Below are 26430 nucleotides of genomic sequence, written 5' to 3'. Positions count from 1 at the left end.
GGAGCGTGTTCTGAGTCACGTCACCCTTCATAGCGCACCCTGGGATCCGCGATCGCGTACGCGATATCGGCGACGAGATAGCCGATCAGGGTCAAGAGACCGGAAATGAGCGTCAAAGAGAGCACCAATTCTCGATCCCGCGTTTGAACCGCCTCGACAGCCAACCGACCCATCCCATCGATCGAAAAGAGCGTTTCGACGATCACCGACCCGGCGATCAGCGACGGCAGCAGCGACGCCGCGACGGTGATCAACGGCAAGAGCGAATTGCGAAACACGTGCCGCCACAGCACCACCTGCTCCGGCACCCCTTTGGCCCGGGCCGTTCGGGTGAAATCAGCGGCAAGGTGCTCAAGGAGCGACGCCCGGGTGAGTTTGGCCAAAAACGCGATCCCTCCATAAGAGAGGGTAACGACCGGTAAGATCAGATGCCAAATGCGATCGAAGAGGAATCCCGGCGCCAAGATGGGCACGGTGACCCGGACGAGCAAGAACCCGACGGCCAACCCAACCAGCCCAGCGACCACAGGATGGCGTAACCCAGCACGTTTGCTGCGCCGCGCGGCGGCGACAAACAGTCCGGTCGTCGCAAGCGGCAACACAAAGAGCAGCAACCAAGCGCCAAAGGACGGCGTCACCGGCCAAAACGGCGCATCGAGCGCCTCGCGCGTAGAGAGGCCGCCGGTGGGAAACCAGTGCCAATATTCGGCGGAAGCAAAAAAGCCGATCAACAGGACTCCGACCAGCATCGGCGGGGCCGACCACAACACCAAGAGCAGCAGCGACGAAAGATGGTCGAAACGGCTACCGCGACGCGCCGCCGCGGCGACACCGATTGCGATCGCTCCCAAATAGATGAGGGGCGCAGAGAGGAGATTCAATAGGACTGTTACCGGGACCCGTTCCGCAAGAAGCTCCGCGACCGGTCTTCCGTACCGAAAACTCACGCCGAGGTCGGGCATTTTGAACGTCGGCCACCCGGTAAGCGCCCCGCTTTCGTCACTTTCCCAACCCAACGGCGATATGTGGTTGAGCCAGCGCAGGTATTGCACCGTGAGCGGCTGATCGAGGCCGTAGAGCCGGTTGTAGTACTCGGTGAGGGCCTGCTTCGCTTCCGGTTCGAGATTCTGCCCTTCGACCAAGGTTGCCGCCGAGATCCCCCCCGGCGCAGCGGCCATCACGACGAAGACGACGACGGTAATCCCCAAGAGCGTCGGTACCAACCACAGCAACCGCCGCAGAAGATAGCCGAGCATCGCGCAAACCTCCTGTGCTCACACGCTGGGAAGCGCTGCAGCGATCGCCTGCGCGGTGGTCTGCGCCGCGGCGCCTGCCGCCCTTTGCCAATCGTCACCGCTATCGGCATAGAGAATCGCCCGCGACGAATTGAGGAGGAGCGCGGGAAACGTTCGCGACGCAAATCCGGCCGCTACGGTTGCTGCGATGTCGCCCCCCTGTGCGCCGATGCCAGGGACGAGGAGCGGCGCAGAAGAAGCGATTGCGCGGACACGAGCGATCTCTTCCGGATAGGTGGCACCGACGACCAGACCCGTTTGCCCATGCGGGTTCCAGCGTTCGACCGTCCAGCGGACCACGTGTTCGTACAACCGCTCGCCCGAAGCCAGACAGACAAATTGCAAGTCGTCACCGCCGGGATTCGAGGTTCGGCACAGGACGAAGAGCCCCCGGTCCGGATAACGCGTCCAGTAGGGCGAGAGCGAATCAGTGCCGAGGTAGGGATTGACGGTGAGCGCGTCGGCCTGGTAGCGCGCGAACGCCTCTTGTGCATAGAACGCGGCAGTCGAGCCGATGTCCCCACGTTTCGCGTCGAGGATCACAGGGATCTCCGGCGCATGGTGGCGAATTGCCGCGATCACCCGGGTCAGCACCGCTTCCCAACCGTGTGCGGCAAAATGGGCGAATTGCGGTTTGAACGCACACACATACGGAAGTGTCGCTTCGACCACCCCAACGAGAAACCGTTCCACCGCTTCGGCGATGGGCAGTGACCGTAACGGCTGCGGGAGCCGCTCTGGATCCGGGTCGAGCCCGACGCACAAGAGCCGCTGTGGATCTTTTGCCCACAACGCGGCCAACTGCTCACGAAAGGGAGGGCGGTGGGTTACCGCGTTCATCATTTACTCCTCGTTTTCGAATCGGTCACGCCCAAGCAAAGACGGTACCGAAAAACCAGATCAGTCCGGCCCAGTTGTGATCCAGGAAAACCTGGAAAGCCGCTTTCGGATCGCGCGTACTCAACGCAGACAATTGCGTCGTCCAAAAAAGCGCGATCACGACGAGCGCAGCCGAATAGCTGGGACCTACCGCCGCAATCCGCCCCGCAACTGCCCAGCAAAAGAGCGCGGCGAGCTCCAACGCGACGATCGCCGTGACATCCCAGCGGCCGAAGAAAATCGCCGAGCTGCGAATCCCGATTTTGAGGTCGTCGGGACGATCCGCGATCGCGTACGCGGTGTCGTAGGCGATCACCCAAAAGAGATTGCCGACAAAGAGCCAGAACGTCGTGGCGTCGAGCGAACCCCAGAGCCCCGCGTCGCGCACCGCGACAAACGCCATCGGGATGCCAAACGAGAACGCGATGCCCAAAACCGCTTGGGGGATCGGCAAAAAGCGCTTCATAAACGGGTAGATCGCTGCAACGAGCGCAGCAGGAACGGCCCAAACCAAGACTGCATCCCCAAGCGTTGCGGCAAAAACCGCAGCCAACGACGCAAGCCCGGCTGCCACCCACAGTGCGTGGTGGTGCGGGATCGCACCGGATGCCAGCGGACGATCCGCGGTGCGCCAGACGTTGCGATCGAAATCACGATCCGCCCAATCGTTGATCGCGCAGCCCGCAGAGCGCATCAGAAAGGTTCCCATGAGGAATACGGTCAATGTCCAGGCGGGCGGTTGCCCACGCGCCGCGAAAAAGAGCGCGACGAAGGTCGGCCAGAGTAGCAACAGCGTTCCGATGGGCCGATCACCCCGGATCAACCGCCAATAGGCGGACAGCGCAGCGAAACGGGTCGTCATGGATCGGGAAAGCACGAACAAAGCAGTCATTCTACCGGGTTCACAGCGCGATGCGACGGCCACGCACCCGCTTGGCGCAACCCCGGATCGAGTGTCGCGATACCGGGCAAAAAGAGTTCTTGGACCAGCAAGGGCTTACCAAACCGCCAAAAGCACGAACGGCGCGCCCAGAGCGCGGCGCGCTCCTCACCCGAGCGCAACAGCGCATGGTGCGCGGCGCGGCGCCACAAGGTATGTCGTGAATCGATGCGCGCCGCTTCGATCGGACCGCGAAATACCGCAGAATCTTCGAAGAGCAGTGCCCCAAGCGGCCGAGTCCCGACACGGAAAAAGAGCGGCCAGGCGGCGCGCGCCGAGGGTACGAGCACGGACCGGGCAAAGACCACCGCAACATCGTCTGCGATGAGCGCGACTTCGCGCACCCAGGCGATGCGCGTTGAGACGCCCAAGAGCGACCGCTCGTCGGCGGCAACGGGCGCACGCCCTTGCGCGATTGGCGCCACACGAAGCAACTGCTGGCAACGTGCTTCGAGACGGGCGGTAAGGGAGCCGCTGCCAAAGAGCCAACGGCGCCACGCAGGAAGAACGGCAACTGCATTCCCATACCAGTGTGCAGGGAAGCCAGCAGCGGATGCCTCACGCATGGGGTGCCCACCGCGCGTGGGGTACCCAACGGGCGATCAATCGATCGACCAGCTCCGGCTGCGTTTGGACCAGCTTGTCGGCCAACGCCTGCGCCGCTGGAATCAGGGCTTCGTCGCGCGTCAGATCGGCAACCCGCATCATCGGCACGCCACTTTGTCGCACGCCTGTGAGCTCCCCTGGGCCCCGCAATTTGAGATCGGCTTGGGCAATGCGAAAGCCATCGCTCTCACGCTTCAGTGTTGCCAACCGTTCGCGCGCAACCGCCGAAAGCGGTTCGTCATATAGCAAAACGCAGAACGATTCACTACTTCCCCGCCCGACGCGCCCCCGGAGTTGGTGCAGTTGCGCCATACCGAACCGTTCGGCATGTTCGATCACCATGAGGCTTGCGTTGGGCACATCGACGCCCACTTCGATCACCGTCGTCGCCACCAGAATCGAGACGGTTCCGGCAACGAACGCGCGCATCACCTGCTGCTTTTCGTCGTGCCCCATCCGACCATGCAACAACGCGATCGCGATCTCGGGCATCGCATGCCGCAGTTCCTCGAAAACCGCTTCGGCAGCGTTGAGCGCAAGCGTTTCGTTCTCCTCGATGAGCGGACAGACCCAATAGACCTGTTTGCCACTGGCGCACCAGGCGCGTACCCGCGCGATCAGTTCTGCTTTTCGCGACAGCGGCAGGAGCGTCGTGGTCACCGGTTTGCGGCCAGGCGGCCGCTCGTCGAGGAACGAGAGGTCGAGATCGGCGTAGCAGGCCATTGCCAACGTACGCGGGATGGGCGTTGCCGACATCATCAAGAGGTGGGGCCGCCAAGCGCTACTCTTTTCCCGCAACCGGGCGCGCTGCCGCACTCCGAAGCGGTGCTGTTCGTCGATGACCGCAAGCGCCAAGCGCGGCAGCGGCGTGCGCGTTTCAAAAAGTGCGTGGGTTCCGACGACGACCATCGGTTCCCCCTGCTCGAGCCGTTCGTTCAGCGCCTGGCGCACGCGCGCTGGGGTGCTCGCGGTGATCAGTTCCACCGGCGCGACCCCTTCGAACCAGGGCGCAAGCTTCTGCGCGTGCTGTTCGGCAAGGATTTCGGTAGGCGCTGCAAGCGCTGCTTGAAAGCCCGCGCCAACGGCGCGGGCGATCGCAAGCGCCGCCACCACGGTCTTGCCGCTACCGACATCGCCCAGAACCAACCGATGCATCGGAGTGGGCAGCGCCAGGTCGTGCGCGATTTCGCCCACAACCCGCCGTTGGGCGTTGGTCAGGGTAAAAGGCAGGCGCGCTGCAAGCGCCCGCTCCGCCCGATCGGCATCCGTGCCGCTGATCGCAGGCGCTGCACACGTCAGACGCGCCAGACGGGCGCGGCGCATCGACGCTTGTTGCGCGACGAGCTCGTCGAACGCCAGTCTGGCACGGGCCGCGCGCCACTCGGGCTTTTCGGGGACAAGCCCAGCTGGCGGCTGGTGCAACAGGCGAACGGCGTTGGGTAACGCGGGGAAGTGCCACCGTTGCCGCGTTTCGTCGTCGAGCCATTCGTCAAGCGCAACCACCGCAAGTGCTTTGGCCACCCAGCGCCGCAAGTGGGGTTGATTCAGCCCCTCGACACTGGGGTAGATTGGGGTGAGCGTCGCAGGAAGCGGGGTTTTGGGGTCGATCAGGCGCGGGTGGATCATCTCGACCCCACCGAAGTAGTGCCAACGCACCTCGCCATACCACCGCCAACGCCGCCCGGCCTTCAGTTTTTGTTGCGTGCTGGGGTAGTACCGAAACCACCGTCCGACGAGCGTTCCGCTTGCGTCCGCCAAATGCACGATCAACTGCTTCCCCGCGCCCGCTCCGCGGGTGTGCTCTTCCACCCGCACGATCTCCCCTTCGACGAGCGCTTCGCTCCCCGCAGTCAGTGCCGCAATGGGGGTCACGCGGGTGAGGTCTTCGTAGCGCAAAGGCAACAGCCAGAGGAAATCCTCTGGCTGTTCGATGCCCAAGCGCGCAAGCCGCTCAACCGTTGCCGGTCCGATGCCGGCCCACTGCTCGAGGGGGCTACGTGGCGGTGGCGATGCGCTCACTGCCCAAGGTAGAGGATCGCGTCCGCTTCGACCAGTCCCCCTTTGGGGAGTGCCGCGACTTGAACGGCAGCCCGAGCCGGGAAAGGTTCGGGAACATAGTGCGCCATGATCGTGTTGAGCTGCGCAAAATCGGCCAGATCGGTGAGGTAGATGGTCAATTTCACCGCGCGATCGAGTCCCGCGCCCGCCGCTTCGGCGATCGCTTTGAGGTTTTGGAACATCCGGTGGCACTGCGCTTCGAACCCCTCTTCGAGCGCCATCGTGGCCGGGTCGAGCCCCAATTGGCCAGAGATATAAAGGAAATCACCCGCTTGCACGGCCTGCGAATAGGCGCCAATCGCCGCAGGGGCGTTGGCGGTGTGGATCGTTCGTTTCATCGACGAAATGCTCCTTAGCCACGAATCACGATGTCACAGTTGAAGCGGTCCAACACCTTTTGCATCGCTTGCCGGGTGTTGGTGTTGATGAGGATCGGCCCCATGAAGTTGGCTTTGAGCCCATGGCTATCAGGGTGCGCATCGTCGCGACGGACGATCACTGCGATCACGACCTCTTCTGGCGCCGTCGCCTGAAGAAGCGTCACTTCTTCGTCGGAGAGTTCCAGTTCATAGCGCACCCCCAACGCTTCGGGCACGACCAAAGAGAAAGAGATTTCTGGGTCGTCGACCGACTGCAAAATGAACACGCGCGGCGTTTCTCCCTGCGCCGGCTCTTCGTGGGCCAACACGAATTGCTTGAGATGCCCGAGACCCGCCAATCCATTGGGAAAGTGGATCACTTTCGAGTCATCGACCTCGATCTCCCCCAGCACCGGACTCGTCAGTTTCATGGTGTGCTCCTTTTTTCCTCTATTTTACGATCATACACCAGCACCCGCGAAATGGCTCGCGATCACGCCTCTTGGCGAACCTCCTGCGGGCCGTTGGCCAGCGCCCAGATGAGTTGCGCTTCAGCAAGCGACACGCCACACCGTTTCACCAGTTCTTCCGGTTCGGCCCCTCGACGTGCCAACGCCAACGGCTCAGCGTATTCCGGTGAGACGTTCGCCCCCGAACGTTCGAGGTCGGAAGCCGTTCGGTTCGCTGGAGTTGAAGGGGCTTCGGACGTTCGCGCAGCGTCGGCATGGGAAGCGGCGTTGCCCGCGCTCGCTTTGATTGCTTCGATTTCCGCTTGCAACGCGGCAATCTGCTGCTGCTGCGTTGCAATGACCACCCGCAACTGCTGAATCTCCTGTTGCCACGCACGCGTTTCCAGATGGGTCGCGAAAGGGTTACCGGCATGGGCGGCAAGCGCTTGACCGGCGCGCCACCACCGCCACCCTTCGACGAGCAACCACGCCAAGGAAACCGCCATCACCACCATGACGAACGCTGTCATCGCACCCGCTCCCCGCTTCGATTCTGGCTTTCCGATGTTAGGATTGTAGAAAGCCCATCGAGTCGATCGCGGGCAAAATACCGAGGATTTCTCCGGGCAATTCTGCGATGAATCGATTTTTCCTTTTTCTGGTCGTCACTGCGTTCGCCACCGCGGCCTGGCGGGAAACCACGTCTGCACCGGGAACGATGGCAGCGCTCTCCAAAGCGGCGATCGACGGCGCGGGGCAAGCGGTGACCTTGGCGATCGGGTTGATCGGAGTGATGAGCCTCTTTTTGGGGTTGATGCGCATCGCCGAAGCAGGGGGGCTTCTTTTGATCATCGCGCGCTTGTTGCAACCGCTCATGGTACGCCTCTTCCCGGACGTACCGGCGAACCATCCGGCGATGGGTGCGATGGTGATGAACTTTTCCGCCAATCTTCTCGGGTTGGGGAACGCCGCCACCCCTTTTGGCATTCGCGCGATGGAGGCGCTCGAGCGGTTGAACCCCCACCCGGGAACGGCGACGAACGCGATGGCGATGTTTCTGGCGCTCAATACGTCGGGACTGACCTTGTTGCCCACTGGGGTGATCGCGCTGCGTGCCAGCTTGGGGTCGAGCGATCCGGCCGCGATCCTGCCCACCACGCTGATCGCGACGACCTGCGCGACGCTTACCGCTGGGTTTGCAGCGTGGGGATTGGCGCGTTTTTTTCCTGCGGGAAGCAGACGGACTGTGGTAAAGCCAATGGACGAAGCACCCAGTGACGTGCACGGGGCAGCGGCAACTCAGGTACTTCCACCGCCGCCCGAGGCGACGCTGGACCCGCAAACCCAAGCAGCGCTAGAAGAAACCCCTTCGTTACCGCCCTACCCCCTTTGGGCGACAGGTCTTTTTTTTGCAGGCATCCTCGCGCTTATCCCGCTTTCACTCGCGGTTGGCGCTGCGCTTTCGGCCTGGCTGGTTCCCGGGTTGATCGTCCTCTTCCTCCTGTTTGGTGCGGTGCGCCGCGTCCCGGTCTATGAGCAATTCGTCGAAGGAGCGCGAGACGGTTTTCAGGTGGCGTTGCGCATCATTCCTTACTTGGTCGCGATCTTGGTAGCAGTTGCGATGCTGCGGGCAAGCGGGGCGCTCACGGGGTTCGTCTCATTGCTTGCCCCGATCACCACGCCAATCGGGTTACCTGCCGAAGCCTTGCCGATGGCGCTGCTTCGCCCCTTTTCTGGGTCTGGCGCGTATGCGTTGATGGCAAGCATCCTGAGCGACCCGGCAACTGGGCCGGATACGTTGGTGGGGTGGCTCGTCTCAACCCTCCAAGGATCGACGGAGACCACCTTTTACGTGCTCGCGGTCTATTTCGGAGCGGTAGGCGTCAAGCGGATCCGCCATACGCTCGCTGCGGCGCTCCTTGCGGATCTGGCCGGGATCGCCGCAGCCGTGGCAGCCGTTCATTGGCTCTACCCAGACGTCTGACCGAATGGAATCACCCCAATGCATTTTCACACCAAAAGAGGAGACAACCATGAAACTCGACCGCAAAGCGGGCAGCTGGCAAGCGCTATGGGACAATTTCCGCTGGCAAATCCCGAAGCGGTTCAATATCGCGCACGCCTGCTGTCGGCGCTGGGCGGATGACCGTGGCCGTCTGGCGCTGCTCTATGAGGACGAAACGGGCCACCGGGAAACGTGGAGCTTTTGGGCGATCCAAAAAGCGGCCAACCGCCTCAGCAATGCATTGCGTTCGTTGGGTGTCACAAGAGGAGAGCGCGTTGCGATCATCCTGCCGCAGCGCCCCGAAACCGCGATCGCGCACATCGCAGCGTACCAGATGGGCGCAATCGCCCTGCCCCTTTCGCATCTCTTTGGCCCCGAAGCGCTCGAATACCGGTTGAACCACGCTGCCGCGAAGGTGGCGATCGTCGACGAATCGACGCTGCCCAAAGTGGAAGCGCTGCGTGAACAATTACCCCAGTTGGAATCCGTCCTGTTGGTGCGCGCCCAGACGGCCTGTGCCGCAAATGGTTGGATCAAGGACTGGCAACGGTTGCTCGACACCGCTGCCGACGATTTTTCCCTAGTGACCACAGCAGCCGACGACCCGGCCGTGATCATCTACACGAGTGGGACCACCGGAAACCCCAAAGGGGCGTTGATGGCCCATCGCACGCTGCTGGGCAACCTACCCGGTTTCGTTTGCTCGCACGATTTCTATCCCCAACGTCGCGACTTCTTCTGGTCACCGGCCGATTGGGCGTGGACCGGGGGGCTTTTCGATGGTCTCCTCCCCACCTGGTATTTCGGCCAGCCGCTCTTGGCATACCGGGGAAGGTTCGATCCGGAAAAAGCCTATTGGCTCTTGGCGCACTACGAGGTACGCAATACTTTCCTTTTCCCCACCGCGCTCAAAATGATGATGAAACACTGCCCGGAACCCAAACGCCACTTCCGCTTGCATCTGCGCACGATCATGAGCGGCGGCGAAGCGGTGGGCGAAACGTTGCAGGGGTGGGCGCAAACGCAACTGGGGGTGACGATCAACGAAATTTTCGGTCAGACCGAGATCAACTACCTTCTGGGCGGATGTCGCGCGATCTGGCCGGCGAAGCCCGGCGCAGTCGGTTTGCCCTATCCGGGACACGAGATTGCGGTGCTCGACGACGAAGGAAACGAACTGCCACCTGGCGAAGAGGGCGAGATCTGCGTCCGACGCAGCTGCCACGGCACGCTCGACCCGATCTTCTTCCTCGAATATTGGCGCAACCCCGAAGCGACCCGAGCGAAATTCTTCGGCGACCCGTCCGACCCCAACGCCTGGGGACGAACGGGCGACCTTGCGGTCCGCGACGCCGACGGCTATTTCTGGTATCGCGGCCGGCTCGATGACGTTTTCAAAAGCAGCGGCTACCGCATCGGACCCAACGAAATCGAGAACTGCTTGATGAAGCATCCGGCCGTAGTGAATGCCGCGGTGATCGGCGTGCCCGACGAGACGAAAGGCAGCTACGTCAAAGCGTTCGTCGTCCTGCAACCGGGCTGGCAAGGCAATGACGCGCTGGTCGAGACGCTGCGCAACCACGTGCGTCAGTATCTTGCCCCGTACGAAACGCCGCGGGAGATCGAATTTCGCGCCGAACTCCCGATGACCACCACTGGCAAGATCCAACGGCGTGTATTGCGTGACGAAGAGGCAGCGAAACGGCAGAAAAACCCGTGACCCGATCAAGAGATGAGCGCGACCAACGTCTCCCCTTCCCAGCGCGCTCGCCCGGCAGCAACCAGCGCCGCGGCAACCCATTCGGTGAGTGCTTCCGGTGATTGGTGGAGAAAGCGGTCGTTGGCCTGCACGAAGAGCGGAATCGTGGCGAGTGCGCTGTGGATCGCGTCGCGCGTCAACCGCCGGTGTTCCAACAGGTAGAACGCGAAACAGGCGCGAAGCGCGTTGCGCGCGATCCGCTTGGGTTCCTTGGCAAACGCTTCGAGTCGCCCCCACGCACGGTCGAGCGCGCCTGCAAAGTCCTGAAACGGGGCGCCGTGCCCGGGAATCACCCATTGGACTGCCAGCGACTGCAATCTCTTGAGCGTATTGCGGGCATCCGGTAGCGCGTCATGACTCCCCAGCACGTTCCCGAAGAGGATTCCGAAGCCATCGGCCCAGAGCGCATCGCCAGAGAGCAAAACGCCGTGTTCCCGGTTGTAGAAGACCAGCGCGGTCGCGTCGTGCCCCGGTGCCGCGATCGCCTCCCAGCACAACCCACCCGCCACGAACGTGTCACCAGGCGCGATCGTCTCATCGACGGAAAAGGGCTCGGCGTTTTGTCCGGCGACATCGAGTAACAGCGCGGTGCGGTCCCAACGGGCGACGATCGGAGCCAATGCTTCGGGTACCGCGATTCGGCAACCAAAGGCGCGCTGGACCGCCGCGTTACCCCCGATATGGTCGGAATGGGAATGGGTATTGATGAGGCGCGTCAGGGTTCGGCCCCGCAACGCGGCGTTCAGCATCGCCACCGTTTCGCCGGCTTCGGTCACGTAGCCGCTATCGACAAGCGTTGCCGTCTCGCCGTCGAAGAGCAAAACGCTGTTCGACGACAACCAGCCGCGTTCAAGGACCTGGATCGATTCGGGCAAGGAGGCAGTCATGCGCACTGGGTACGATACGGCGTTTTAGGACTCACCCGGGAAAGCGCGGCGGGCGCTTTTCCAAAAAGGCGGTGACGCCTTCGGCAAATTCCTCGGTTGCGCTACATGCCGAAAACGCATCCGCCTCTTCGAGCAGCTGCGCCTCCAACGTATGTTCCATCGACTCGGCCAAGAGCCGCTTCATGCGCAGCAACGCATGGCGCGGACCATGTGCCCAACGCGTCGCAATTTCCATGACCCGCGCTTCGAGCTGGTCATCCGCGACGATTTCGCTCACCGCACCCGCAGCAAGCGCCTCTTCGGCTGAAAACCGTTCGGCAAGGAGCAGCCACCGCGCCGCGCGCTTCGCACCGACCGCGCGGGGCAAAAGATAGGACATCCCCCCGTCGGCGGAAAGCCCGATGTTGAGGTACGCGGTGGTGAAGTAGGCCGTGCGGCTTGCCACCACCAGATCGGCCATCAACGCAAGCGAAAGCCCAAAACCCGCGCACGCGCCGCGCACAGCGGAAACCACCGGGAACGGCGCATGGGTCAACCGCTCGACCAGGACGTTCGCCGCCCGTTCGATCACCGCGCGGTATTGCGCTTTGCGGGTTTCAGGAGAAAGCGCCAACGAACGGTGAAAATCACGGATATCCCCACCGGCCATGAAGTGGTCACCCGCGCCAATGATGATGAGCGCCCGAACTTCTGGGAGGTCGTACAGCATCCCCGCTGCGTCGGCCAGCTCTTCGAGCATCTGCATCGACAGCGCATTCAACGATTCGGGACGGTTGAGTTGCAGCGCCCAGACCCCCGGCGCTTTTTCGGTGATCACCAAGGTTTCGTACGTTTTCATGATGCGTAAATCCCTCTTTCTGGTGCGTAGGGTTTGCTATGCCGTTTGCCGTGCGCGCATGTATTCTGGTGTTGCGACAAATACCGTCTTCTCCACGGTGGTGTACTCAAGTCCCTCCTCATCGCGCCAAACAGCGACGAACGTGGGTTCCGAACGGCCGACGGTGACCAGTTCGTGCGCCACCGTCTCTAAGACAGTCTCTGGCAGGACGAATTCGGCCCACAGCGTGGTTCGTCCGGGACGCCGGTAGCGAATCGACGCGGCTTTGTCCCAAACCACGGTACGCTCCGGGAGATTGTACGCCAGCATCACCGCAAACATGGGGTCAGCGGCCGCGTAAAGGGCGCCGCCGAAGGTTGCACCGGCGGGGTTTCGTGTCCGCCACGTGTGCGGCAGGCGTACGACGATGCGGCGCAGATCGGGGTCGATGCGTTCGACCCGCGCGCCAATCGTCCGGTAAGAGGGGTAAAAGTTGAACCCCCACCGCAGCACGTGGTGCCAATAGCGGCGGGGGATATGGCGCATCAGCGGGGAGCGCATCGCGCCCCCCCGATGCTCAGTTGGCCAATTTTCATACGCGTTCGAAGATGCCCGCAGCCCCCATACCGGTACCGATACACATCGTCACCATTCCGTATTTCACTTTGGGGTCGCGCTTCATCGCGCTCATCACCGTCGCGGTGCGGATCGCGCCGGTTGCGCCCAACGGGTGGCCCAACGCGATCGCGCCACCCAGCGGGTTAACCTTCGCGGGGTCCAACCCCAGCTCGCGAATCACCGCGAGCGATTGCGCCGCGAACGCTTCGTTGAGTTCGATCCAGTCAAGATCGTCTTGCCGGATGCCCGCGCGTTCGAGCGCCTTGGGAATGGCCGCGACGGGCCCGATTCCCATGATTTCGGGCGGAACCCCCGCAACCGCATACGCGGCGACCCGCGCAATCGGCGTCACGTTGTAGCGCTTCACCGCTGCTTCCGACATCAAGAGCACCGCTCCCGCACCGTCCGACATCTGCGAACTGTTCCCCGCCGTGACGGTACCCCGTGCCGCAAAGACCGGCCGCAAGCGCGCCAGCGACTCGCGTGAAGTATCGCGACGCGGTCCTTCGTCGGTATCGGCAACCTGTTCGACGACACGGGCTACCCCCTGCGCACCGGGCAGGTGGGTTTTCACGGGATAGGGCGCGATCTCGTCGCGGAACAACCCTTGGTCGATCGCAGCGAGCGCTTTCTGATGCGACGCCAGCGCAAACTCGTCTTGGTCGTCACGGGAAATGCCCCATTTTTGGGCGACCTTCTCTGCGGTGAGCCCCATCCCAAACGCGATCGCGTAGTTCTCCTCTTTCTCGAACACGGCCGGGTTGAGACTGACTTTGTTCCCCATGATCTGCGGCATCACCGACATCGATTCGGTACCCGCCGCAATCATCACATCGGCCTCTCCCAAACGGATACGTGCCGCGGCATCGGCAACAGCCTGCACTCCAGAGGAACAGAACCGGTTGATGGTGATCCCCGGGACGCTGTTCGGAAAGCCAGCCAACAGCAAGCCGATGCGGGCGACGTTCATCCCCTGCTCGGCTTCCGGCATCGCGCAACCGACGATCACGTCACCGATCTCGTTGAGATCGAGTTCAGGCACTTGTGCCACTACTGCTTTGAGTACATGGGCGAGCATGTCGTCCGGCCGCACATGACGGAACATCCCGCCTTTTTTCCCGACCGGTGTGCGAACGGCCGCAACGATATAGGCGTCTTGAATCGCTTTACTCATCTTCTCTTCCCCTTCTCGATCAGTTGCGCAATGGCTTACCGGTGGTCAGCATGTGCTGAATCCGTTGCTGAGTTTTCTCTTGTTTGAGGAGTTCGACGAATTCGTGGCGCTCGACCTCCAAAATCCATTCGGTCGAGACCCGCATCCCGGTTTCGACATCGCCACCGCAGAGCGCCCGTGCCACCGCAGTGCCCACGCGGAAGTCGTATTCGCTGATGAAGCCGCCTTCGAGCATGTTGATCAGGAACATCTGACAAGTGGCGATCCCGTTGCGTCCCGCGACGACGATCTCACGCTCGGGAAGCGGCGCCTGATAGCCCGCTTCCGCGATCGCCCGGGCGCGGCGGATCGCAACGTAGAGGAGCTCGCGCGGATGCATCACGATGTCGTCACCCAAGCGGCCGAAGCCCATCTGGATCGCTTCGAGCGCGCTCTTCGCCACTTGCGCTTGCGCGATGGTCTGGAACGCGGTCTGGATGAACGGGAAGACGTCACCGCCTGCTGCGCGTTGCGCCATCCGGTGCGCCTGCAATGCGAACTCTTTGCACCCACCACCTGCGGGAATCAATCCGACCCCGACTTCGACAAGCCCTACATAGGACTCATGGGCGAAGACGCGGTGCGCCGCGTGCATCACGAATTCGCACCCGCCACCGAGCGCCATTCCCTCTACCGCAGCGACCACCGGCACCGTGGCGTGCTTGAGACGCATGCTCGCTTCCTGGAACTTCGCCACCGTGCGCTCGAGCAGATCGAATTGCCCTGCCGCGCACGCTTCCGCGACTTGCTTGAGGTTCGCCCCTACGGCAAAGGGTGCTTCGTGCCAGATCACCAGTCCGTCGAGTTCACGCTCCGCGCGCGCCACCGCTTCGAGCACGCCGTCGAGCACTTCGTCACCGATCGCGTGCATCTTGCTTTTGAACGAGACGATCCCGATGCGCGGATCCTGATCGGGACGACGCCACAGCCGAACCCCGTCGTTCTCCCACAGCGTCTCGCCGCGGTCAATGATCGCTTCGCCCAGGACGCGATCGGGGTAGAGCTGACGCTCGTAGACTGGCAACGCACGCCGACCCACCCAGTTGCCTTTGGCGGGGCTATAGGAACCCTGCGGACCATGGACCACGCCAGCGACCTTTTCGACCCACGCCGGCAGCGGAACGTTCGCCATCGCCTTACCCGCAGCGATGTCGGCCGCGATCGCCTCGGCGATCGCTTGCCAGCCCGCTGCTTGCCACGTTTCGAACGGCCCCATCGCCCAGCCGAAACCCCAACGCATCGCCAAATCGACGTCGCGCGCATTGTCGGCGATCGTTTCGAGGTGCACGGCGCAGTAATGGAAGACGTCGCGGAAGATCGACCACAGGAATTGGGCTTGCGGATGGGTACTGGTGCGCAATTTCTCGAATTTCACCTTCGGGTCGCGTTCGGCCAAGATCGCATCGACCTCAGGCGCCACTTCACCGGCTGCCGGGCGGTATTCGCCCTTCTGCACGTCAAGGACCAGGATCGTTTTGCCCTCTTTACGGTAGATCCCACCTTTGGTCTTTTGCCCCAGCTGCCCTTTGGCGATCAACTCCTGCAACCAAGCGGGTTTGCCGAAGTAACCGTGCCACGGGTCGTCGGTGAGGTGGGTGGCCATCGTATCGATCACGTGGGCCAGGGTGTCGAGCCCGACGACGTCGGCGGTACGGTAGGTCGCGCTCTTCGGGCGACCGATCTTCGGTCCGGTAAGCGCATCGACCTCGTCAAAGCCCAACCCCAACCGTTCGGTATGGTGCATCACCGCCAGGATCGAGAACACTCCAATCCGGTTCGCGATGAAGTTCGGCGTATCTTTTGCCCGCACCACCGACTTGCCCAGGCGCACCGTGAGCCACGTCTCGAGCGCATCCATGAGCGCCGCGTCGGTGCGTGCGGTGGGGATGAGTTCGACGAGCGGCATGTAGCGCGGCGGGTTGAAGAAGTGGATCCCGCAAAAGCGGGCGCGGTGCGATTCCGGAATGCTTTCGGCCAACGTTTCGATCGACAGCCCCGAGGTGTTCGACGCGACGATCGCGTGCGGTGCCAAATGCGGCGCAATCTTGGCGTAGAGATCGCGCTTCCACTCCATCTTCTCGGCGATCGCCTCGATCACCAGATCGCACTCGGCCAATTTCGCGAGATCGGTCTCGTAGTTGGCGGGTTCGATGAACTGCACCCGATCTTTTGCCGCGAACGGCTTCGGATCCAATTTGGCGAAGGTTGCGAGCGCCTTCTTGACGATCGCGTTCTTGTCCCCCTCTTTCGCGGGGAGATCGAAGAGCACCACCGGGACATTCGCGTTGGTGCAATGCGCAGCGATCTGCGCCCCCATCACCCCAGCCCCGAGCACGGCTACTTTACGAATCATGATGCGTTCCACTGGTGCCTCCATCGGTTGGTTCAAACGTTTGTTTGAAAGATAGCACAAAAAAACCGCCCACGCAAGGGGCGGTTCGCAGAAAATGACGATCCGGTCAGAACGAGCGGGAGTACTGAACGCCCGCCAGCCAGATGTTGCCGGTATATTCGCCGATCACCCAACCTTTATTTTTGGTGGGATCACTGGAGGTTTGGTTGTGGCTGATACGCGTGTCGTTGATGAAGAGGTGCGCCAGGCCGAAATCGACGCGCGTTGCGCGATCGGGCCGCCATTGCGCGCCCAAAGAGAGCCAGATGCGGTTGTTGTCGGGCAACGAAACCAAACGCGTATCGGCATTCTTGACCGGAGATTCGTCGTGCGCGATCCCGAATTTGAAGGTCCACGCGTTGTTGTAGTGATAATTGGCGCCGAGCGCAACGCGCCAGGTGTCGCGGAAATGGGCTTCGAGCAAGTCGGCAGTCGTCCCTGCTTGTACACCACTGGTGCGATAAATTGGCAAGACGTCGAGACTGCTCCAACCCGTCCACGAAAGGTCCGCCAGCACTTCCCAACGCGGATTGAGCTGATGGGTGAAGCTGACGATGAAGGTGTCGGGCAGATCGACATCGACCTTCGCATTGACCCCGGCTGCACCGATCGCAGGGTTGGAAAGCACGGCGGCAGCACCGCCGCTTGCGGTCAGCGTACCGGTGAGCGTATGCTTGACTTTGGAGCGGTACGACAGACCGACACGGGTCGCAGCCGTCGGTTGGAACAGCACGCCTACGTTCCAGCCGAACGAGACATCGTCCGCCTTGAGCCGCAGTTTAGTTCCTGAGAGATTAATTGGAGTAGTCAAAGTAGCTGCGTACCTATCATATGTCGCTTCCATCTTCTGGATGCTGACGCCAGCGCCGACCGAAACTTTGTCATTGACGCGGTACGCGACCGACGGGTTGACGTTCATCGTTTTGATATCGAACAGGGTCGACTGGAACCGGCCAACCCAATCGTCGGTATATTCGGTCTTCAACCCGAACGGCGCGCCAAACCCAACCCCTACCGAAAGGCGATCGTTGATGCGTTGCGCATAATAGCCGTTCGGGATCGCCGCCCAATCCCCGGCGTCGGCCCCATTAGACCCCGTCAAAGGAACCGCAACCGGGGTCAGCGGCGGCACTGCAGCCAAACTACCTTGGTTAGCGAATTTGAAACTGGGTTTGACGACCGCCAACCCCAGCGAAACCTCTTTCGCGCCGGAAAGCTGGGTCATCCCAGCGGGGTTGAAGAAGATCGTCGACGCATTGTCGGCCACCGCCGCCGAACCGGCGTAGGCGTTCGCGATCCCGCTCGCGTTCTGTTCCAGCAGCTGGAAGCCACCGGCGTGCGCCGAAGAAAGACCTGCAACAAAAAGCGCGCTGGCAAGCGTCGTCAAACGAAACGTATTTCTTTTCATGAGTGAGACTCCTCCACTGTTACCACAACGAACCAAAACCCCCATCTGCTTGCTCAAGCATCAGAGGGCATTTCCTGCGGAATCGCGCGTTTTTTGCCTTGCGCATCGAGTGCGACATAGGTCAGGCGCGCTTCCGTCACCTTCACCACCATGGGCGACTCGGGGTGCCGTTCGGCATAGACCTCGACGTCCACGGTGACCGAAGTCCTTCCGACTGCAACCACCTCGGCGTAAAAGCTCACCACGTCGCCGACCGCGATGGGTTGCTTGAAGACGAAACTATTCACTGCCACGGTGGCAACCCGCCCTTTGGCGCGCCTGCGCGCCGGGAGCGATCCGGCGATATCGACCATCGCCATCACCCAGCCGCCAAAGACGTCACCAGCCGGGTTGAGGTCCGCTGGCATCGGCATCACCCGCAGTTCGGGCTGTTTGTCAGGCAGTTGCGTGGTCATCGCTGGCACGCTCCTCAGATCGATTGGGGCATCGACTCGATCATATCCGATTACGAACGAACGTTTGAACGGTTACGCCGAACGCGCTTGTGTTTCCCGGTTTTCGGTGTTTTCTGTGTTGCGCCAATGCAACGGCCCCCCGCGAAACGGTGCGAACCCCGTGCCGAAGATCACCCCAGCGTCGGCAAGATCGGCATCGGCAACCACCCCTTCGGCCACGCACCGTTCGGTTGCGGCGATGAGCGGCGCGATGATGCGCTCTGCCAGCCCCTCCGGGATCTCGCTGGGTTTGACCGTGCGTTTGACCGCTTTTCCCTTTTCCCAGCGGTAATAGCCTTCCCCAGTCTTTTTCCCCAGTTTGCCTTCCTGAACCAACTGCTGCAAGCGCCGGGGAGGCGTGGGTTCATCGGGCACCAATTGCTGCCCAGCCAAAAGCGCAACATCGAGCCCTACGGTATCGACCAGTTCGATCGGCCCCATCGGCATCCCGAAGGCTTCCAGTGCCGCATCGACCACTTCGGGCGCAGTGCCCGCTTCGACGCATTGCAATGCTGAGATCAAATAGGGTGCGAGCACGGCATTGGTTGTGTACCATCCTTTCTGTAAATTCCGTTTAGCGCCTCTGGCAGGAAGTGCGCGGCGCTCGGTCTGACGCCATGACTTCGAGAAAGGAGTATGCCCATCATGGCGATGCGTGTCGAAACCAATCCTTTGGAAATGGCTTATGCTGTGTTGCTCGAACACGGACTGGAGGGTGCCGGCGAGGCTCTGCGCATCCTCGTCAATGAAGCCGCCAAGATCGAACGATCCCAGTTCCTTGGAGCGGCGCCCTATGAACGTAGTGAGCGACGGCGTGACTACGCCAACGGGTACAAACCCAAGACGGTACTCACCCGCCTTGGTGAGCTGACCTTTCAGGTGCCCCAGGTGCGTTGCGGCGACTTCTACCCTTCTGCCCTCGAAAAAGGCACCCGCACCGATCAGGCGGTGCATCTGGCCCTGGCCGAGATGTACGTCCAGGGGGTCTCCACCCGCCGGGTGATCGAGGTACTGCAGCGCCTGCTGGGGCCGGAGATTTCGCTCTCCACCGCCCAGGTGAGCCGTGCCGCCGCCAGGCTCGACGAGGGGCTTGCGGCCTGGCGCGAGCGTCCTCTGGGCGAAGTGCCCTATCTCTTTCTGGATGCCCGTTACGAGAAAGTGCGGCTGGAAGGGCGAATCGTCGATTGTGCCGTCTTGATCGCCGTCGGCGTCGATGCGACGGGCAAACGGCGGGTGCTCGGTTGCACGGTGGCCACGTCGGAAGCCGAGATCAATTGGCGACGTTTCCTGGAATCCCTCCTGGCCAGAGGGTTGCACGGGATCAAGCTCATCATCGCGGATGATCATGCGGGCCTCAAAGCTGCCCGCAAAGCGGTGTTCCCTTCTGTTCCCTGGCAGCGTTGCCAGTTCCATCTGCAGCAAAACGCCGGCCAGTTCGTCACCCGACAGGAGGCGAAAAAGCACGTCGCCGCGACACTGCGCGCGATCTTCAATGCTCCGGACAAGGCAGAAGCCGAGCGGCTTTTGAAAGCCGCCCTGGACACCTGGCGCAAGGAGCATCCGAAACTGGCCGAGTGGGCCGAAACCGCGATTCCTGAATCCCTGACGGTGTTCGACTTCCCCGCTGCGCACCGTATCCGTTTGCGTACCACCAACGGGCTGGAACGCATCAACCGGGAACTGCGACGACGCACCCGGGTGGCCAGCATCTTCCCCAACATGGATTCCTGCCTGCGCCTGGTCTCGGCGCTGCTGGCCGAACTCGACGACGAGTGGATGACCGGCAAGGTCTATCTCAACCTCAACCCGTAACCCCGGCGTCATGACCAACACCACGGAAATTTACAGAAAAAAGGTTGCACAACCCACGGCATTGACCAGGAAACCAGGTGCGGAACGAACCGGTAACGGCAATTTGTCGATTTTTCCGACGAAAACCAGCGCACGTTCGACCGCTTGCGCGTCGCTCTGTGCGCCTCGCACCACTTCGACGAGCGGCATTTTGGTCACCGGGTTGAAGAAGTGGATGCCGACCAGCCGGTGCGGCGCAGCCATCCCTTCGGCAATCGACTCCAGCGACAAACTGGAGGTATTGGTCGCCAGAAGCGCGTCGGGTTTGGCGCGCTGTTCGAGTTCGGCAAAGAGGCGTTGCTTGACGTCGAGCTTTTCGACCACCGCTTCGATGATCACGTCGGCTTGCGCGACACCCACGCCTTGCGGGTCGGGGATGAAGCGGTCGAGCGCCGCGCGCAGCGCCGTTTCGTCGTCACGAAAACGCCGCTGGAACCAGCGCGTTGCCGCTTGCTGGGCACGCGCCAGCGCATCGAGCGACAAATCCTGAAGCGTCACCGTCAATCCGCTTGCGGCGCAGACCATCGCGATTTCGGAGCCCATCACTCCGGCCCCGATCACATGAACCCGGGTGATCGGTGCGGTTTCCCTTTTGGCAAACTTTTTGAGCCGCTCTTGTAAGAAAAAGACGCGCAAAAGGTTTTTGGTCGTTGGATGCGCCGCCAGAGATTCGATACTGGCGGGGGCGTCGGCAGGAGCCCGCAAAGGGTTGCCACCGTACTGACTCCAGCAACGCAACACTGCGTAAGGGGCCGGGTAGTGTTCCGCTCGAACCCTCGCGCGCAGTTGTTTTTCGGCCTGCCGCACGAAGAGCGCAAGCAACGGCCCAGCCCACAACCGCTCCACGAGCGGCAGCCCTTTGCGTTTCGGGGGGTTCAGAACCAATGCCTCGGCAGCCAACGCTGCGACGCGCTCCGGTACGGCTTCATCGACGAGCCCGATCCGCTTCGCCCGTTGGGCGTTGACGCTTTTCGCAGTGAGCATCATCGGCAGCGCTTTACTGGGACCGATCAGCGCCGGCAACCGCATCATGCCACCCCAGCCCGGGTAGATCCCCAGCATGATCTCTGGGAGCCCCAAACGGGTCTTGCGGTCGCGCACCGCCACCCGGGCTCGGCACGCCAACGCCAATTCCAAACCGCCGCCCAGGCAATGACCGTGAATGAGCGCCACCGTCGGCAACGGATATGCCGCGAGGCGTTCCATGAACCGCCAACCCCGTTCCACCAACGCGCGGGCAGCCGCCGCGTCGGGAAGCGCTGCAAACGTCTCGACGTCAGCGCCCGCGACGAAACCAGCAGTTTTGCGCGACGCGAACACCACTCCTTTCGCGCCCGTTGCGGCAATCGCATCGAGCGCCGATTCGATCTCCGCAAACACCGGTTCGGAAAGGGTATTGGCGCTTTTTTCGGCGCAATCGAGCCAGATCCACGCAATACCGCGCTCGTTGACCGACCAGCTGAGGTGTTTCATCTGCGTCTCGTTCATCGCCTATCCTTCACAGCCGTTCGATGCGCATCGCGCCACCCAAACCGCCACCGATACAAATCGCGGCGATTCCACGCTTCGCGTTGTGTCGCTGTAATACTTCGACCAAGTGCCAGACGATACGTGCGCCGCTCGCGCCCACCGGATGCCCGAGCGCGATCGCGCCACCATCCACGTTGAGGCGGCTGCGGTCGATCGGCCCCAACGCCATCGGCAGCCCCAGCTCAGATCGGCAGTAATCGTCACTTTCCCACGCTTTGAGGCACGCCAACACCTGCGCGGCAAACGCTTCATTGATCTCCCAAAAATCGACATCGTCCAAAGCCCAACCCGCACGCTGCAGAAGCGGGGTCGCGGCATGAACCGGCCCCAAACCCATTTGAGCAGGGTCGAGTCCGGCCCAGTGGGTATCGACGAGCCGCGCCACCGGCTCCAGTCGATAGCGCTTCACCGCCGCTTCGGATGCGACGAGCAGCATCGTCGCGCCGTCCGTGATTTGAGAACTGTTTCCGGGCGTGACACGACCATAGCGGTCGAAAAAGGGTTTGAGTTTCGCGAGTTTTTCGAGCGATGAATCGGGGCGCACCCCATCGTCGTGGGCGTAGAAGCGGCCTTGCGCGTCGAAAAGCGGAGTCATTTCGTGCGCGAAATGGCCCGCCTCGTGTGCAGCGGCCGCACGGCGATGACTCTCGACTGCGAACGCGTCCATCTCTTCGCGCGTAATGCCAAAACGGGTGGCCAACGTTTCCGCCGTTGGGCTTGCACAAATTAAATGCGACGCGTGCACGGATTCCATGCGACATGATCGCATTCCACGCGACAAAACACGCCGCATGGAATGCGTGCACTATATGGTAAAAGACCGCAGCATCGCCGCCTGAGATCGCGCCGCTCGGGCATGCTTGAATACGGCGGTCATGGCAAGGACAGTCTCTCGGCAGCGAGAGAGGTTGATGCGCCCACGGCGGTACTCGTAGGCGGTCGTTCTTAGTCGATGTCGCCAGCGACGCTTGGCGGCCTGGGTGACAGCTACATGGGTTGGCAGCACACGGTAGCCGCAGAAGGTGCAGCCGCGCTTGAGCGGCCAGATTCCGCTTTTGGGGTTGAGCACCAGGCCCATGGCCGAGACAAAGCCGTCGATCTGCGCCAATAGGCGCTGCGCTGCGTGCTTGTCGTGCGCAATCAGGACGAAATCGTCCATGTAGCGGACATAGCCGCGCACGCCAAGGTCGTCCTTGATGTAGTGATCCAGCGGGTCAAGCATGGCGTTGGCGAGCAGCTGGCTGGTAAGCGCGCCGACTGGCAGCCCAACGCCATCGAAACCGTAGCCACTGATGACGGACTGCATCAGCGCCAGTGTACGCGGACACGGCAGCACGCGCGTCACCATGTGCATCAAAATATCGTGCCTGATGCTGGCGAAGTACTTGCTGATGTCGCAGCGCACCAGGTAAGCGTTCGGCCATCGCCTGGCGGCGCCACGCATGAAGCGGTGCAGTCTATCCACGGCGGCATGGACACCTTTACCGGGGCGGCAGGCGTAGCTGTCGTGAATGAATCGACGCTCAAACAGAGGCTCGATGACGCGCACGATGGCATGGTGGACGATGCGGTCAGCGAAGGGCGGCGCGGTGATTTCACGCCACTTGGGGTCGCGCACATAGAAACGGCGCGGCTCGCCTGGTCGCCATGTGCCGCGCAGCAGGTGCTCGTGCAGGCTGACGAGGTTGGCCTCAAGGTCTGCTTCGAATAGGCGCACTTCTGCGCTTTGTCGCTTGCCCTTGCGCGCCTCTTGCCATGCGGCGATGATGTTGCCCCAGGCTACGATGCGATCGAATAGGGTATCCGGCGCCAGCAGGTCGCCCGCGCCGGATGCAGGTGATTTATCCATACGGAAAGGATGGTGACGCCGAAGGAAATGGCACGGTCGGCGCAGCCTTGGCCGCGCCGCGTCTGGCCAGTTTTTCGTTCGCCGGGCGGGCGCCGATGTTCCAGTTCGCGTTCGAGGCCGGGTTGTTGAGGTTCAACGCCCCGAGACCCGCGTTCGCGCCGTTGTTCCAGTCGCCGCCGTTCATACGCCAGCACCCTGTTTGCTTTCGTGACGAATCCACGCGCCGATTCTTCGCCCTAGTTCGTCGGCGTGACGCATCCACACCGCCAGCCGGTCGGCATTGATGTATTCCAGCCGGTACGCCTTGCGAATCAGTGTTTTCAGCACGTACAGCTCGACATCGAGGTCGAATAGCGCGCCGGACTTGGACTTACGCTTCCAGGCCACAGCGCACAGCCGGTGCAGCTGCGTGATCTGCCGCCGCACATCGGCGGCCAGGCCATGACGCTCTGACTTAGGCCAATGCACGGTGATCTGGTGCACGTACACGTCCATATCCTCCAGCCTGCTCAGCAACTCCACATACGCCTGCGGCAGTGACGCGCCGCGCGTCGGCGCGGCGCTTAGGTCGTGACTCGTCACGTCGTGATCCATTACACCTTCGCCGGGCGGGCGCCGAGGTGCCAGTACGCGTTCGAGGCCGGGTAGTAGAGGTTCAACGCCCCGAGACCCGCGCCCGCGCCGTTGATCCAGTCGCCGCCGCGAAGCGGATAGCGCTGGCCGTTGTTGCGCATCCAGAATCCCCCTGCAAGCGCCGGCGATGACAGCGGGGCCAGCGCGAGGGCGCGCATGATGGCGGGGACGGTAACACCCGTTGCGGCGGATAACGAGGCGAACGATGTGTAGCAATAGTCGTAGCTGTGATTGCTATCCCCTGCCGGGCCGGTGTAATTGGTCACACTGGTGGCAATGGTCGGAGCGCCGAGGTTGACCGCAGTGGTGTCATTGTTGGACGCGCTGGGCGAGTTGAGCTTGAGCGTGCCGGTCGTGCCCGGGGCAACCAGCGAGCCATCCTGCAGAATGGCCTTCCACGGAGCGCTGTCGTCGAACAGGCTGGCGGTCGCGGCGTCGTTGTTGGCGAGGATTTGAATTTCGCCATCCACCAGGCGCAGGCCGGGGGTGAATTCCCACACATTACCCACGATATCGGCGATCCCGGCAGGCGTGCCGTCGTGCCGCCAAGTGACAGGGCCAGTGCCGGTGAGCGTGCGGCCTACGCCGCTGGTGCTGCCCGGTGTGCCGTTATCCACGCGGCGAGCGGTCTCCCAGGTGGCGTCATGCGCGCGACCCCAGTTGGTGTTGCCTCGCGGCTGGTGGCCGCTCTTGGCGGTGAGCAAGGCCACTGCCGCCCACTCGGCATTGGTCATGACGTGGAAGCCGGCGCCGCAAGCGCGGGCAGCGCTCACGAAATAGGTATAGGGCTGCGATGTGGTCGGATCGACGCCGGGCAGGCTCAGCAATTCGCCGTTTTTGACAACACCCGGATACATGCCGATCCACAGACCATCGCGTGTGACGCCATCAACCACAAATGCGGGGTGGACGCCGGCGCCAAGACTGGGATCGATGGCATCCAACGTGAATTTCGGAATCCAGCGGAAGTAGCTGGGTTGACCGCTGGCGGTGTAGTGAACGGTGCACAGGCCGCCGGTGGCGGCTTCGATAGCGGCGCGCAGTTCGTCGCGGATGAAGATGGTGGGCATGGGGTTCTCCTGGAGTGCTTAGCAGTGGTCAGCCAGCAAACGGCCAGAGTTCGACGGATACGGCAGACGGATCGAGCGGCAGCGCTACGCGCTCGATACGGGGCGCGCCGGTCATGGGGTCGGTTTCGCCCGGCTGCTCGGTGTATTGCCGAGGCGGGATGCGCACGATGGCGACGAACGCGCCGTCTGCGCCGTCACGGGTGAACGCGCCAGCGGAGTGGCGGATGGCGATCTCGACCGCCTCGTCCTGCTGCTCGACAGCATAATCAATGGTGATGTCGCCTACCGTCAGGCGATCGGCGCTGATGGCAATGGGCGCGACGGGCGCGCCGGGTTGGATCATGGTGATTTGTGGCATGTCAGACCTCCTTTTGGTTAGTCGTTGAGGCGTTCGACGGTCCAGCGCAGCGTCACGGCGTCAGCGGCGCTTGCCAGGAGCAGCGTCATCCCGTTCGTGGCGCGGTTGCCGACCACAACCTGATCGGCGCGGCACGGCGCGCCGGTGGCCGATACCACATCTACGTGCAGCCGCCAGTCTGCGCCTTTCATCGGACGAGCAAAGCTCACCGACTGCGACACGGGGGCGTCCAGCATGTCAGGAAAATTTGGCTCAATGCGGCGCACGTCAGTTAGCGTCACGTTCGTGAGGTTGGGATCGGTGGCGTCGGTGTTGTTGGCCGGGATCGTCAATCGATAAATCTCGATGCCGTTGTCTGGCACGCTCTGGCCGATGGCGGTCACCGCCAGACGGTAGGTCTGGCCGTCGCTGTGTGGGTAGAGGTAGGCCGAGACCACCACGGCGCTCGTCGTGCTGGTGTTGGCGGGGACGCTCGCGGCGTTCGTCCCTTCGACCACCGGGTAGGTCTGGCCGTTGGCAAAGCAGACGCCCGGCGCGATGTTGAGGTTGCGCGCAGCAGTGGTCGACTTGCTGATCGTGCAGCCCGAAACCACGCCGCGATTTTTGATCGTGATTTCGCCGGTTTGCCGCACCGGACCGAAGCGCATCGCATCGATAGCCTGGTGCGCCATGTGCGCGAGCGAGAGCGCCTGCATCACGGCGGTGTGGTCCATATTGACCATCTCGGTGCCAACCGCCTCGACGTTGGCTTGTAGCGCGGCAAGGCGCGCTTGCAGCGAACCGTATCCAGCCGCGGCGGCATCGACTTGATCCGCGCGCACCTTCAGCCAGAGCGTGCGGTTGGCGAGTTGCTTGGCCTGAATGTTGGCGGTGCCGTTTTCGCCGCCCAGGATCGGGTCGGTCGTCTCGATGCGATAGACGCCAGATTCCCAGACCGCTGACTCGGTGACGTTTGCCATG

The 26430-nt window shown here is 62.4% G+C and carries 27 protein-coding genes; 3 read left to right on the top strand and 24 right to left on the bottom strand.

Annotation, left to right across the window (positions count from 1 at the left end; translation table 11 throughout):
• Positions 1-20: 20 nt before the first annotated feature.
• The 8 genes from HPTL_RS05210 to HPTL_RS05175 form a co-directional block, all read right to left on the bottom strand.
• Positions 21-1256: an ABC transporter permease gene (locus tag HPTL_RS05210; RefSeq protein ID WP_119335026.1), complete on the bottom strand. Its 1236-nt coding sequence runs from the start codon at positions 1254-1256 to the stop codon at positions 21-23.
• Positions 1257-1274: 18 nt separating this feature from the next.
• Positions 1275-2135 (bottom strand): orotidine-5'-phosphate decarboxylase, encoded by an 861-nt coding sequence (gene pyrF, locus HPTL_RS05205; protein ID WP_119336091.1) that lies wholly within the window; start codon positions 2133-2135, stop codon positions 1275-1277.
• A gap of 25 nt (positions 2136-2160) precedes the next feature.
• Positions 2161-3036 carry a 4-hydroxybenzoate octaprenyltransferase gene (gene ubiA / locus HPTL_RS05200; RefSeq protein WP_119336090.1) on the bottom strand — a complete coding sequence of 292 codons (876 nt, stop codon included), beginning with the start codon at positions 3034-3036 and terminating at the stop codon, positions 2161-2163.
• 26 nt (positions 3037-3062) lie between these two features.
• Positions 3063-3680 (bottom strand): chorismate--pyruvate lyase family protein, encoded by a 618-nt coding sequence (locus HPTL_RS05195; protein ID WP_119335025.1) that lies wholly within the window; start codon positions 3678-3680, stop codon positions 3063-3065.
• On the bottom strand, positions 3673-5739 hold the full coding sequence (gene recG, locus HPTL_RS05190; RefSeq protein ID WP_119335024.1) for an ATP-dependent DNA helicase RecG: 2067 nt from the start codon (positions 5737-5739) through the stop codon (positions 3673-3675). Before recG ends, HPTL_RS05195 begins: the two co-directional genes overlap by 8 nt.
• Positions 5736-6116 carry a RidA family protein gene (locus HPTL_RS05185; RefSeq protein WP_119335023.1) on the bottom strand — a complete coding sequence of 127 codons (381 nt, stop codon included), beginning with the start codon at positions 6114-6116 and terminating at the stop codon, positions 5736-5738. Before HPTL_RS05185 ends, recG begins: the two co-directional genes overlap by 4 nt.
• 14 nt (positions 6117-6130) lie before the next feature.
• Positions 6131-6568 (bottom strand): flagellar assembly protein FliW, encoded by a 438-nt coding sequence (fliW, locus tag HPTL_RS05180; protein WP_119335022.1) that lies wholly within the window; start codon positions 6566-6568, stop codon positions 6131-6133.
• 62 nt (positions 6569-6630) lie between these two features.
• Positions 6631-7116 (bottom strand): DUF2802 domain-containing protein, encoded by a 486-nt coding sequence (locus tag HPTL_RS05175; protein WP_119335021.1) that lies wholly within the window; start codon positions 7114-7116, stop codon positions 6631-6633.
• Positions 7117-7223: 107 nt separating this feature from the next.
• On the opposite strand from HPTL_RS05175, the gene HPTL_RS05170 reads away from it, so the two are divergent.
• Positions 7224-8570 carry a nucleoside recognition domain-containing protein gene (locus HPTL_RS05170; protein ID WP_119335020.1) on the top strand — a complete coding sequence of 449 codons (1347 nt, stop codon included), beginning with the start codon at positions 7224-7226 and terminating at the stop codon, positions 8568-8570.
• Between the two features lie 49 nt (positions 8571-8619).
• The gene (locus tag HPTL_RS05165; RefSeq protein WP_119335019.1) at positions 8620-10311 is read left to right on the top strand and encodes an acyl-CoA synthetase; all 1692 of its coding nucleotides are present in this window, start codon (positions 8620-8622) and stop codon (positions 10309-10311) included.
• A gap of 5 nt (positions 10312-10316) precedes the next feature.
• Here the strand turns inward: HPTL_RS05165 and HPTL_RS05160 are convergent, their stop codons facing one another.
• From HPTL_RS05160 to HPTL_RS05125, 8 genes are all read right to left on the bottom strand, one after another.
• Positions 10317-11237 (bottom strand): MBL fold metallo-hydrolase, encoded by a 921-nt coding sequence (locus HPTL_RS05160; RefSeq protein ID WP_119335018.1) that lies wholly within the window; start codon positions 11235-11237, stop codon positions 10317-10319.
• A 31-nt stretch (positions 11238-11268) separates the two neighbouring features.
• Entirely contained in the window at positions 11269-12075 is an 807-nt protein-coding gene (locus HPTL_RS05155; RefSeq protein ID WP_119335017.1) for an enoyl-CoA hydratase/isomerase family protein, read from the bottom strand.
• A gap of 36 nt (positions 12076-12111) precedes the next feature.
• Positions 12112-12615 (bottom strand): DUF4442 domain-containing protein, encoded by a 504-nt coding sequence (locus HPTL_RS05150; protein ID WP_119335016.1) that lies wholly within the window; start codon positions 12613-12615, stop codon positions 12112-12114.
• Positions 12616-12646: 31 nt separating this feature from the next.
• Positions 12647-13846 (bottom strand): acetyl-CoA C-acyltransferase, encoded by a 1200-nt coding sequence (locus HPTL_RS05145; RefSeq protein WP_119335015.1) that lies wholly within the window; start codon positions 13844-13846, stop codon positions 12647-12649.
• Between the two features lie 19 nt (positions 13847-13865).
• The gene (locus tag HPTL_RS05140; RefSeq protein WP_119335014.1) at positions 13866-16250 is read right to left on the bottom strand and encodes a 3-hydroxyacyl-CoA dehydrogenase/enoyl-CoA hydratase family protein; all 2385 of its coding nucleotides are present in this window, start codon (positions 16248-16250) and stop codon (positions 13866-13868) included.
• 94 nt (positions 16251-16344) lie between these two features.
• Entirely contained in the window at positions 16345-17685 is a 1341-nt protein-coding gene (locus HPTL_RS05135) for an OmpP1/FadL family transporter (RefSeq protein WP_119335013.1), read from the bottom strand.
• A gap of 53 nt (positions 17686-17738) precedes the next feature.
• Positions 17739-18140 carry an acyl-CoA thioesterase gene (locus HPTL_RS05130; protein WP_119335012.1) on the bottom strand — a complete coding sequence of 134 codons (402 nt, stop codon included), beginning with the start codon at positions 18138-18140 and terminating at the stop codon, positions 17739-17741.
• A 72-nt stretch (positions 18141-18212) separates the two neighbouring features.
• Complete coding sequence (locus HPTL_RS05125; RefSeq protein ID WP_197713803.1) at positions 18213-18716, bottom strand: 3-hydroxyacyl-CoA dehydrogenase family protein; 504 nt, start codon at positions 18714-18716, stop codon at positions 18213-18215.
• A gap of 108 nt (positions 18717-18824) precedes the next feature.
• Here HPTL_RS05125 and HPTL_RS05120 point away from each other — a divergent pair, with 108 nt between their 5' ends.
• On the top strand, positions 18825-19991 hold the full coding sequence (locus HPTL_RS05120; protein WP_119334379.1) for an IS256 family transposase: 1167 nt from the start codon (positions 18825-18827) through the stop codon (positions 19989-19991).
• A 30-nt stretch (positions 19992-20021) separates the two neighbouring features.
• Here HPTL_RS05120 and HPTL_RS05115 read toward each other — a convergent pair whose 3' ends face one another.
• The 8 genes from HPTL_RS05115 to HPTL_RS05080 are packed head-to-tail and all read right to left on the bottom strand — an operon-like array spanning position 20022 to position 26429.
• Complete coding sequence (locus HPTL_RS05115) at positions 20022-21518, bottom strand: 3-hydroxyacyl-CoA dehydrogenase NAD-binding domain-containing protein (RefSeq protein ID WP_197713802.1); 1497 nt, start codon at positions 21516-21518, stop codon at positions 20022-20024.
• A 10-nt stretch (positions 21519-21528) separates the two neighbouring features.
• On the bottom strand, positions 21529-22329 hold the full coding sequence (locus HPTL_RS05110; RefSeq protein WP_408610103.1) for an acetyl-CoA C-acyltransferase: 801 nt from the start codon (positions 22327-22329) through the stop codon (positions 21529-21531).
• Between the two features lie 36 nt (positions 22330-22365).
• Positions 22366-23409, bottom strand: coding sequence for a reverse transcriptase/maturase family protein (locus tag HPTL_RS05105; protein WP_119335010.1), 1044 nt, complete (start codon positions 23407-23409; stop codon positions 22366-22368).
• On the bottom strand, positions 23402-23593 hold the full coding sequence (locus HPTL_RS05100) for a hypothetical protein (RefSeq protein WP_119335009.1): 192 nt from the start codon (positions 23591-23593) through the stop codon (positions 23402-23404). Before HPTL_RS05100 ends, HPTL_RS05105 begins: the two co-directional genes overlap by 8 nt.
• A complete protein-coding gene (locus tag HPTL_RS05095; protein ID WP_119335008.1) occupies positions 23590-24003 on the bottom strand; it encodes a four helix bundle protein in 414 nt (137 codons plus the stop codon). Before HPTL_RS05095 ends, HPTL_RS05100 begins: the two co-directional genes overlap by 4 nt.
• Complete coding sequence (locus HPTL_RS05090; protein WP_119335007.1) at positions 24003-25112, bottom strand: hypothetical protein; 1110 nt, start codon at positions 25110-25112, stop codon at positions 24003-24005. The genes HPTL_RS05095 and HPTL_RS05090 overlap by 1 nt, the downstream gene beginning before the upstream one ends.
• Before the next feature lie 28 nt (positions 25113-25140).
• On the bottom strand, positions 25141-25470 hold the full coding sequence (locus HPTL_RS05085) for a hypothetical protein (RefSeq protein ID WP_119335006.1): 330 nt from the start codon (positions 25468-25470) through the stop codon (positions 25141-25143).
• 17 nt (positions 25471-25487) lie between these two features.
• A complete protein-coding gene (locus tag HPTL_RS05080) occupies positions 25488-26429 on the bottom strand; it encodes a hypothetical protein (protein WP_119335005.1) in 942 nt (313 codons plus the stop codon).
• Between the last annotated feature and the right edge of the window lies 1 nt (position 26430).

The sequence above is a fragment of the Hydrogenophilus thermoluteolus genome, from assembly GCF_003574215.1.
In the GTDB taxonomy this organism is placed as follows: domain Bacteria; phylum Pseudomonadota; class Gammaproteobacteria; order Burkholderiales; family Rhodocyclaceae; genus Hydrogenophilus; species Hydrogenophilus thermoluteolus.
This window is presented reverse-complemented; position numbering and strand designations above follow the sequence as displayed.

What these genes read in the sequence shown, in the direction of transcription:
- HPTL_RS05210 (WP_119335026.1), bottom strand. Translation starts at nt 1,256, where the DNA reads ATGCTCGGCTATCTTCTGCGGCGGTTGCTGTGGTTGGTACCGACGCTC.
- pyrF (WP_119336091.1), bottom strand. Translation starts at nt 2,135, where the DNA reads ATGAACGCGGTAACCCACCGCCCTCCCTTTCGTGAGCAGTTGGCCGCG.
- ubiA (WP_119336090.1), bottom strand. Translation starts at nt 3,036, where the DNA reads ATGACGACCCGTTTCGCTGCGCTGTCCGCCTATTGGCGGTTGATCCGG.
- HPTL_RS05195 (WP_119335025.1), bottom strand. Translation starts at nt 3,680, where the DNA reads ATGCGTGAGGCATCCGCTGCTGGCTTCCCTGCACACTGGTATGGGAAT.
- HPTL_RS05185 (WP_119335023.1), bottom strand. Translation starts at nt 6,116, where the DNA reads ATGAAACGAACGATCCACACCGCCAACGCCCCTGCGGCGATTGGCGCC.
- fliW (WP_119335022.1), bottom strand. Translation starts at nt 6,568, where the DNA reads ATGAAACTGACGAGTCCGGTGCTGGGGGAGATCGAGGTCGATGACTCG.
- HPTL_RS05175 (WP_119335021.1), bottom strand. Translation starts at nt 7,116, where the DNA reads ATGACAGCGTTCGTCATGGTGGTGATGGCGGTTTCCTTGGCGTGGTTG.
- HPTL_RS05170 (WP_119335020.1), top strand. Translation starts at nt 7,224, where the DNA reads ATGAATCGATTTTTCCTTTTTCTGGTCGTCACTGCGTTCGCCACCGCG.
- HPTL_RS05165 (WP_119335019.1), top strand. Translation starts at nt 8,620, where the DNA reads ATGAAACTCGACCGCAAAGCGGGCAGCTGGCAAGCGCTATGGGACAAT.
- HPTL_RS05160 (WP_119335018.1), bottom strand. Translation starts at nt 11,237, where the DNA reads ATGACTGCCTCCTTGCCCGAATCGATCCAGGTCCTTGAACGCGGCTGG.
- HPTL_RS05155 (WP_119335017.1), bottom strand. Translation starts at nt 12,075, where the DNA reads ATGAAAACGTACGAAACCTTGGTGATCACCGAAAAAGCGCCGGGGGTC.
- HPTL_RS05150 (WP_119335016.1), bottom strand. Translation starts at nt 12,615, where the DNA reads ATGCGCTCCCCGCTGATGCGCCATATCCCCCGCCGCTATTGGCACCAC.
- HPTL_RS05145 (WP_119335015.1), bottom strand. Translation starts at nt 13,846, where the DNA reads ATGAGTAAAGCGATTCAAGACGCCTATATCGTTGCGGCCGTTCGCACA.
- HPTL_RS05135 (WP_119335013.1), bottom strand. Translation starts at nt 17,685, where the DNA reads ATGAAAAGAAATACGTTTCGTTTGACGACGCTTGCCAGCGCGCTTTTT.
- HPTL_RS05130 (WP_119335012.1), bottom strand. Translation starts at nt 18,140, where the DNA reads ATGACCACGCAACTGCCTGACAAACAGCCCGAACTGCGGGTGATGCCG.
- HPTL_RS05120 (WP_119334379.1), top strand. Translation starts at nt 18,825, where the DNA reads ATGGCGATGCGTGTCGAAACCAATCCTTTGGAAATGGCTTATGCTGTG.
- HPTL_RS05115 (WP_197713802.1), bottom strand. Translation starts at nt 21,518, where the DNA reads ATGAACGAGACGCAGATGAAACACCTCAGCTGGTCGGTCAACGAGCGC.
- HPTL_RS05110 (WP_408610103.1), bottom strand. Translation starts at nt 22,329, where the DNA reads ATGCGATCATGTCGCATGGAATCCGTGCACGCGTCGCATTTAATTTGT.
- HPTL_RS05105 (WP_119335010.1), bottom strand. Translation starts at nt 23,409, where the DNA reads ATGGATAAATCACCTGCATCCGGCGCGGGCGACCTGCTGGCGCCGGAT.
- HPTL_RS05100 (WP_119335009.1), bottom strand. Translation starts at nt 23,593, where the DNA reads ATGAACGGCGGCGACTGGAACAACGGCGCGAACGCGGGTCTCGGGGCG.
- HPTL_RS05095 (WP_119335008.1), bottom strand. Translation starts at nt 24,003, where the DNA reads ATGGATCACGACGTGACGAGTCACGACCTAAGCGCCGCGCCGACGCGC.
- HPTL_RS05090 (WP_119335007.1), bottom strand. Translation starts at nt 25,112, where the DNA reads ATGCCCACCATCTTCATCCGCGACGAACTGCGCGCCGCTATCGAAGCC.
- HPTL_RS05085 (WP_119335006.1), bottom strand. Translation starts at nt 25,470, where the DNA reads ATGCCACAAATCACCATGATCCAACCCGGCGCGCCCGTCGCGCCCATT.
- HPTL_RS05080 (WP_119335005.1), bottom strand. Translation starts at nt 26,429, where the DNA reads ATGGCAAACGTCACCGAGTCAGCGGTCTGGGAATCTGGCGTCTATCGC.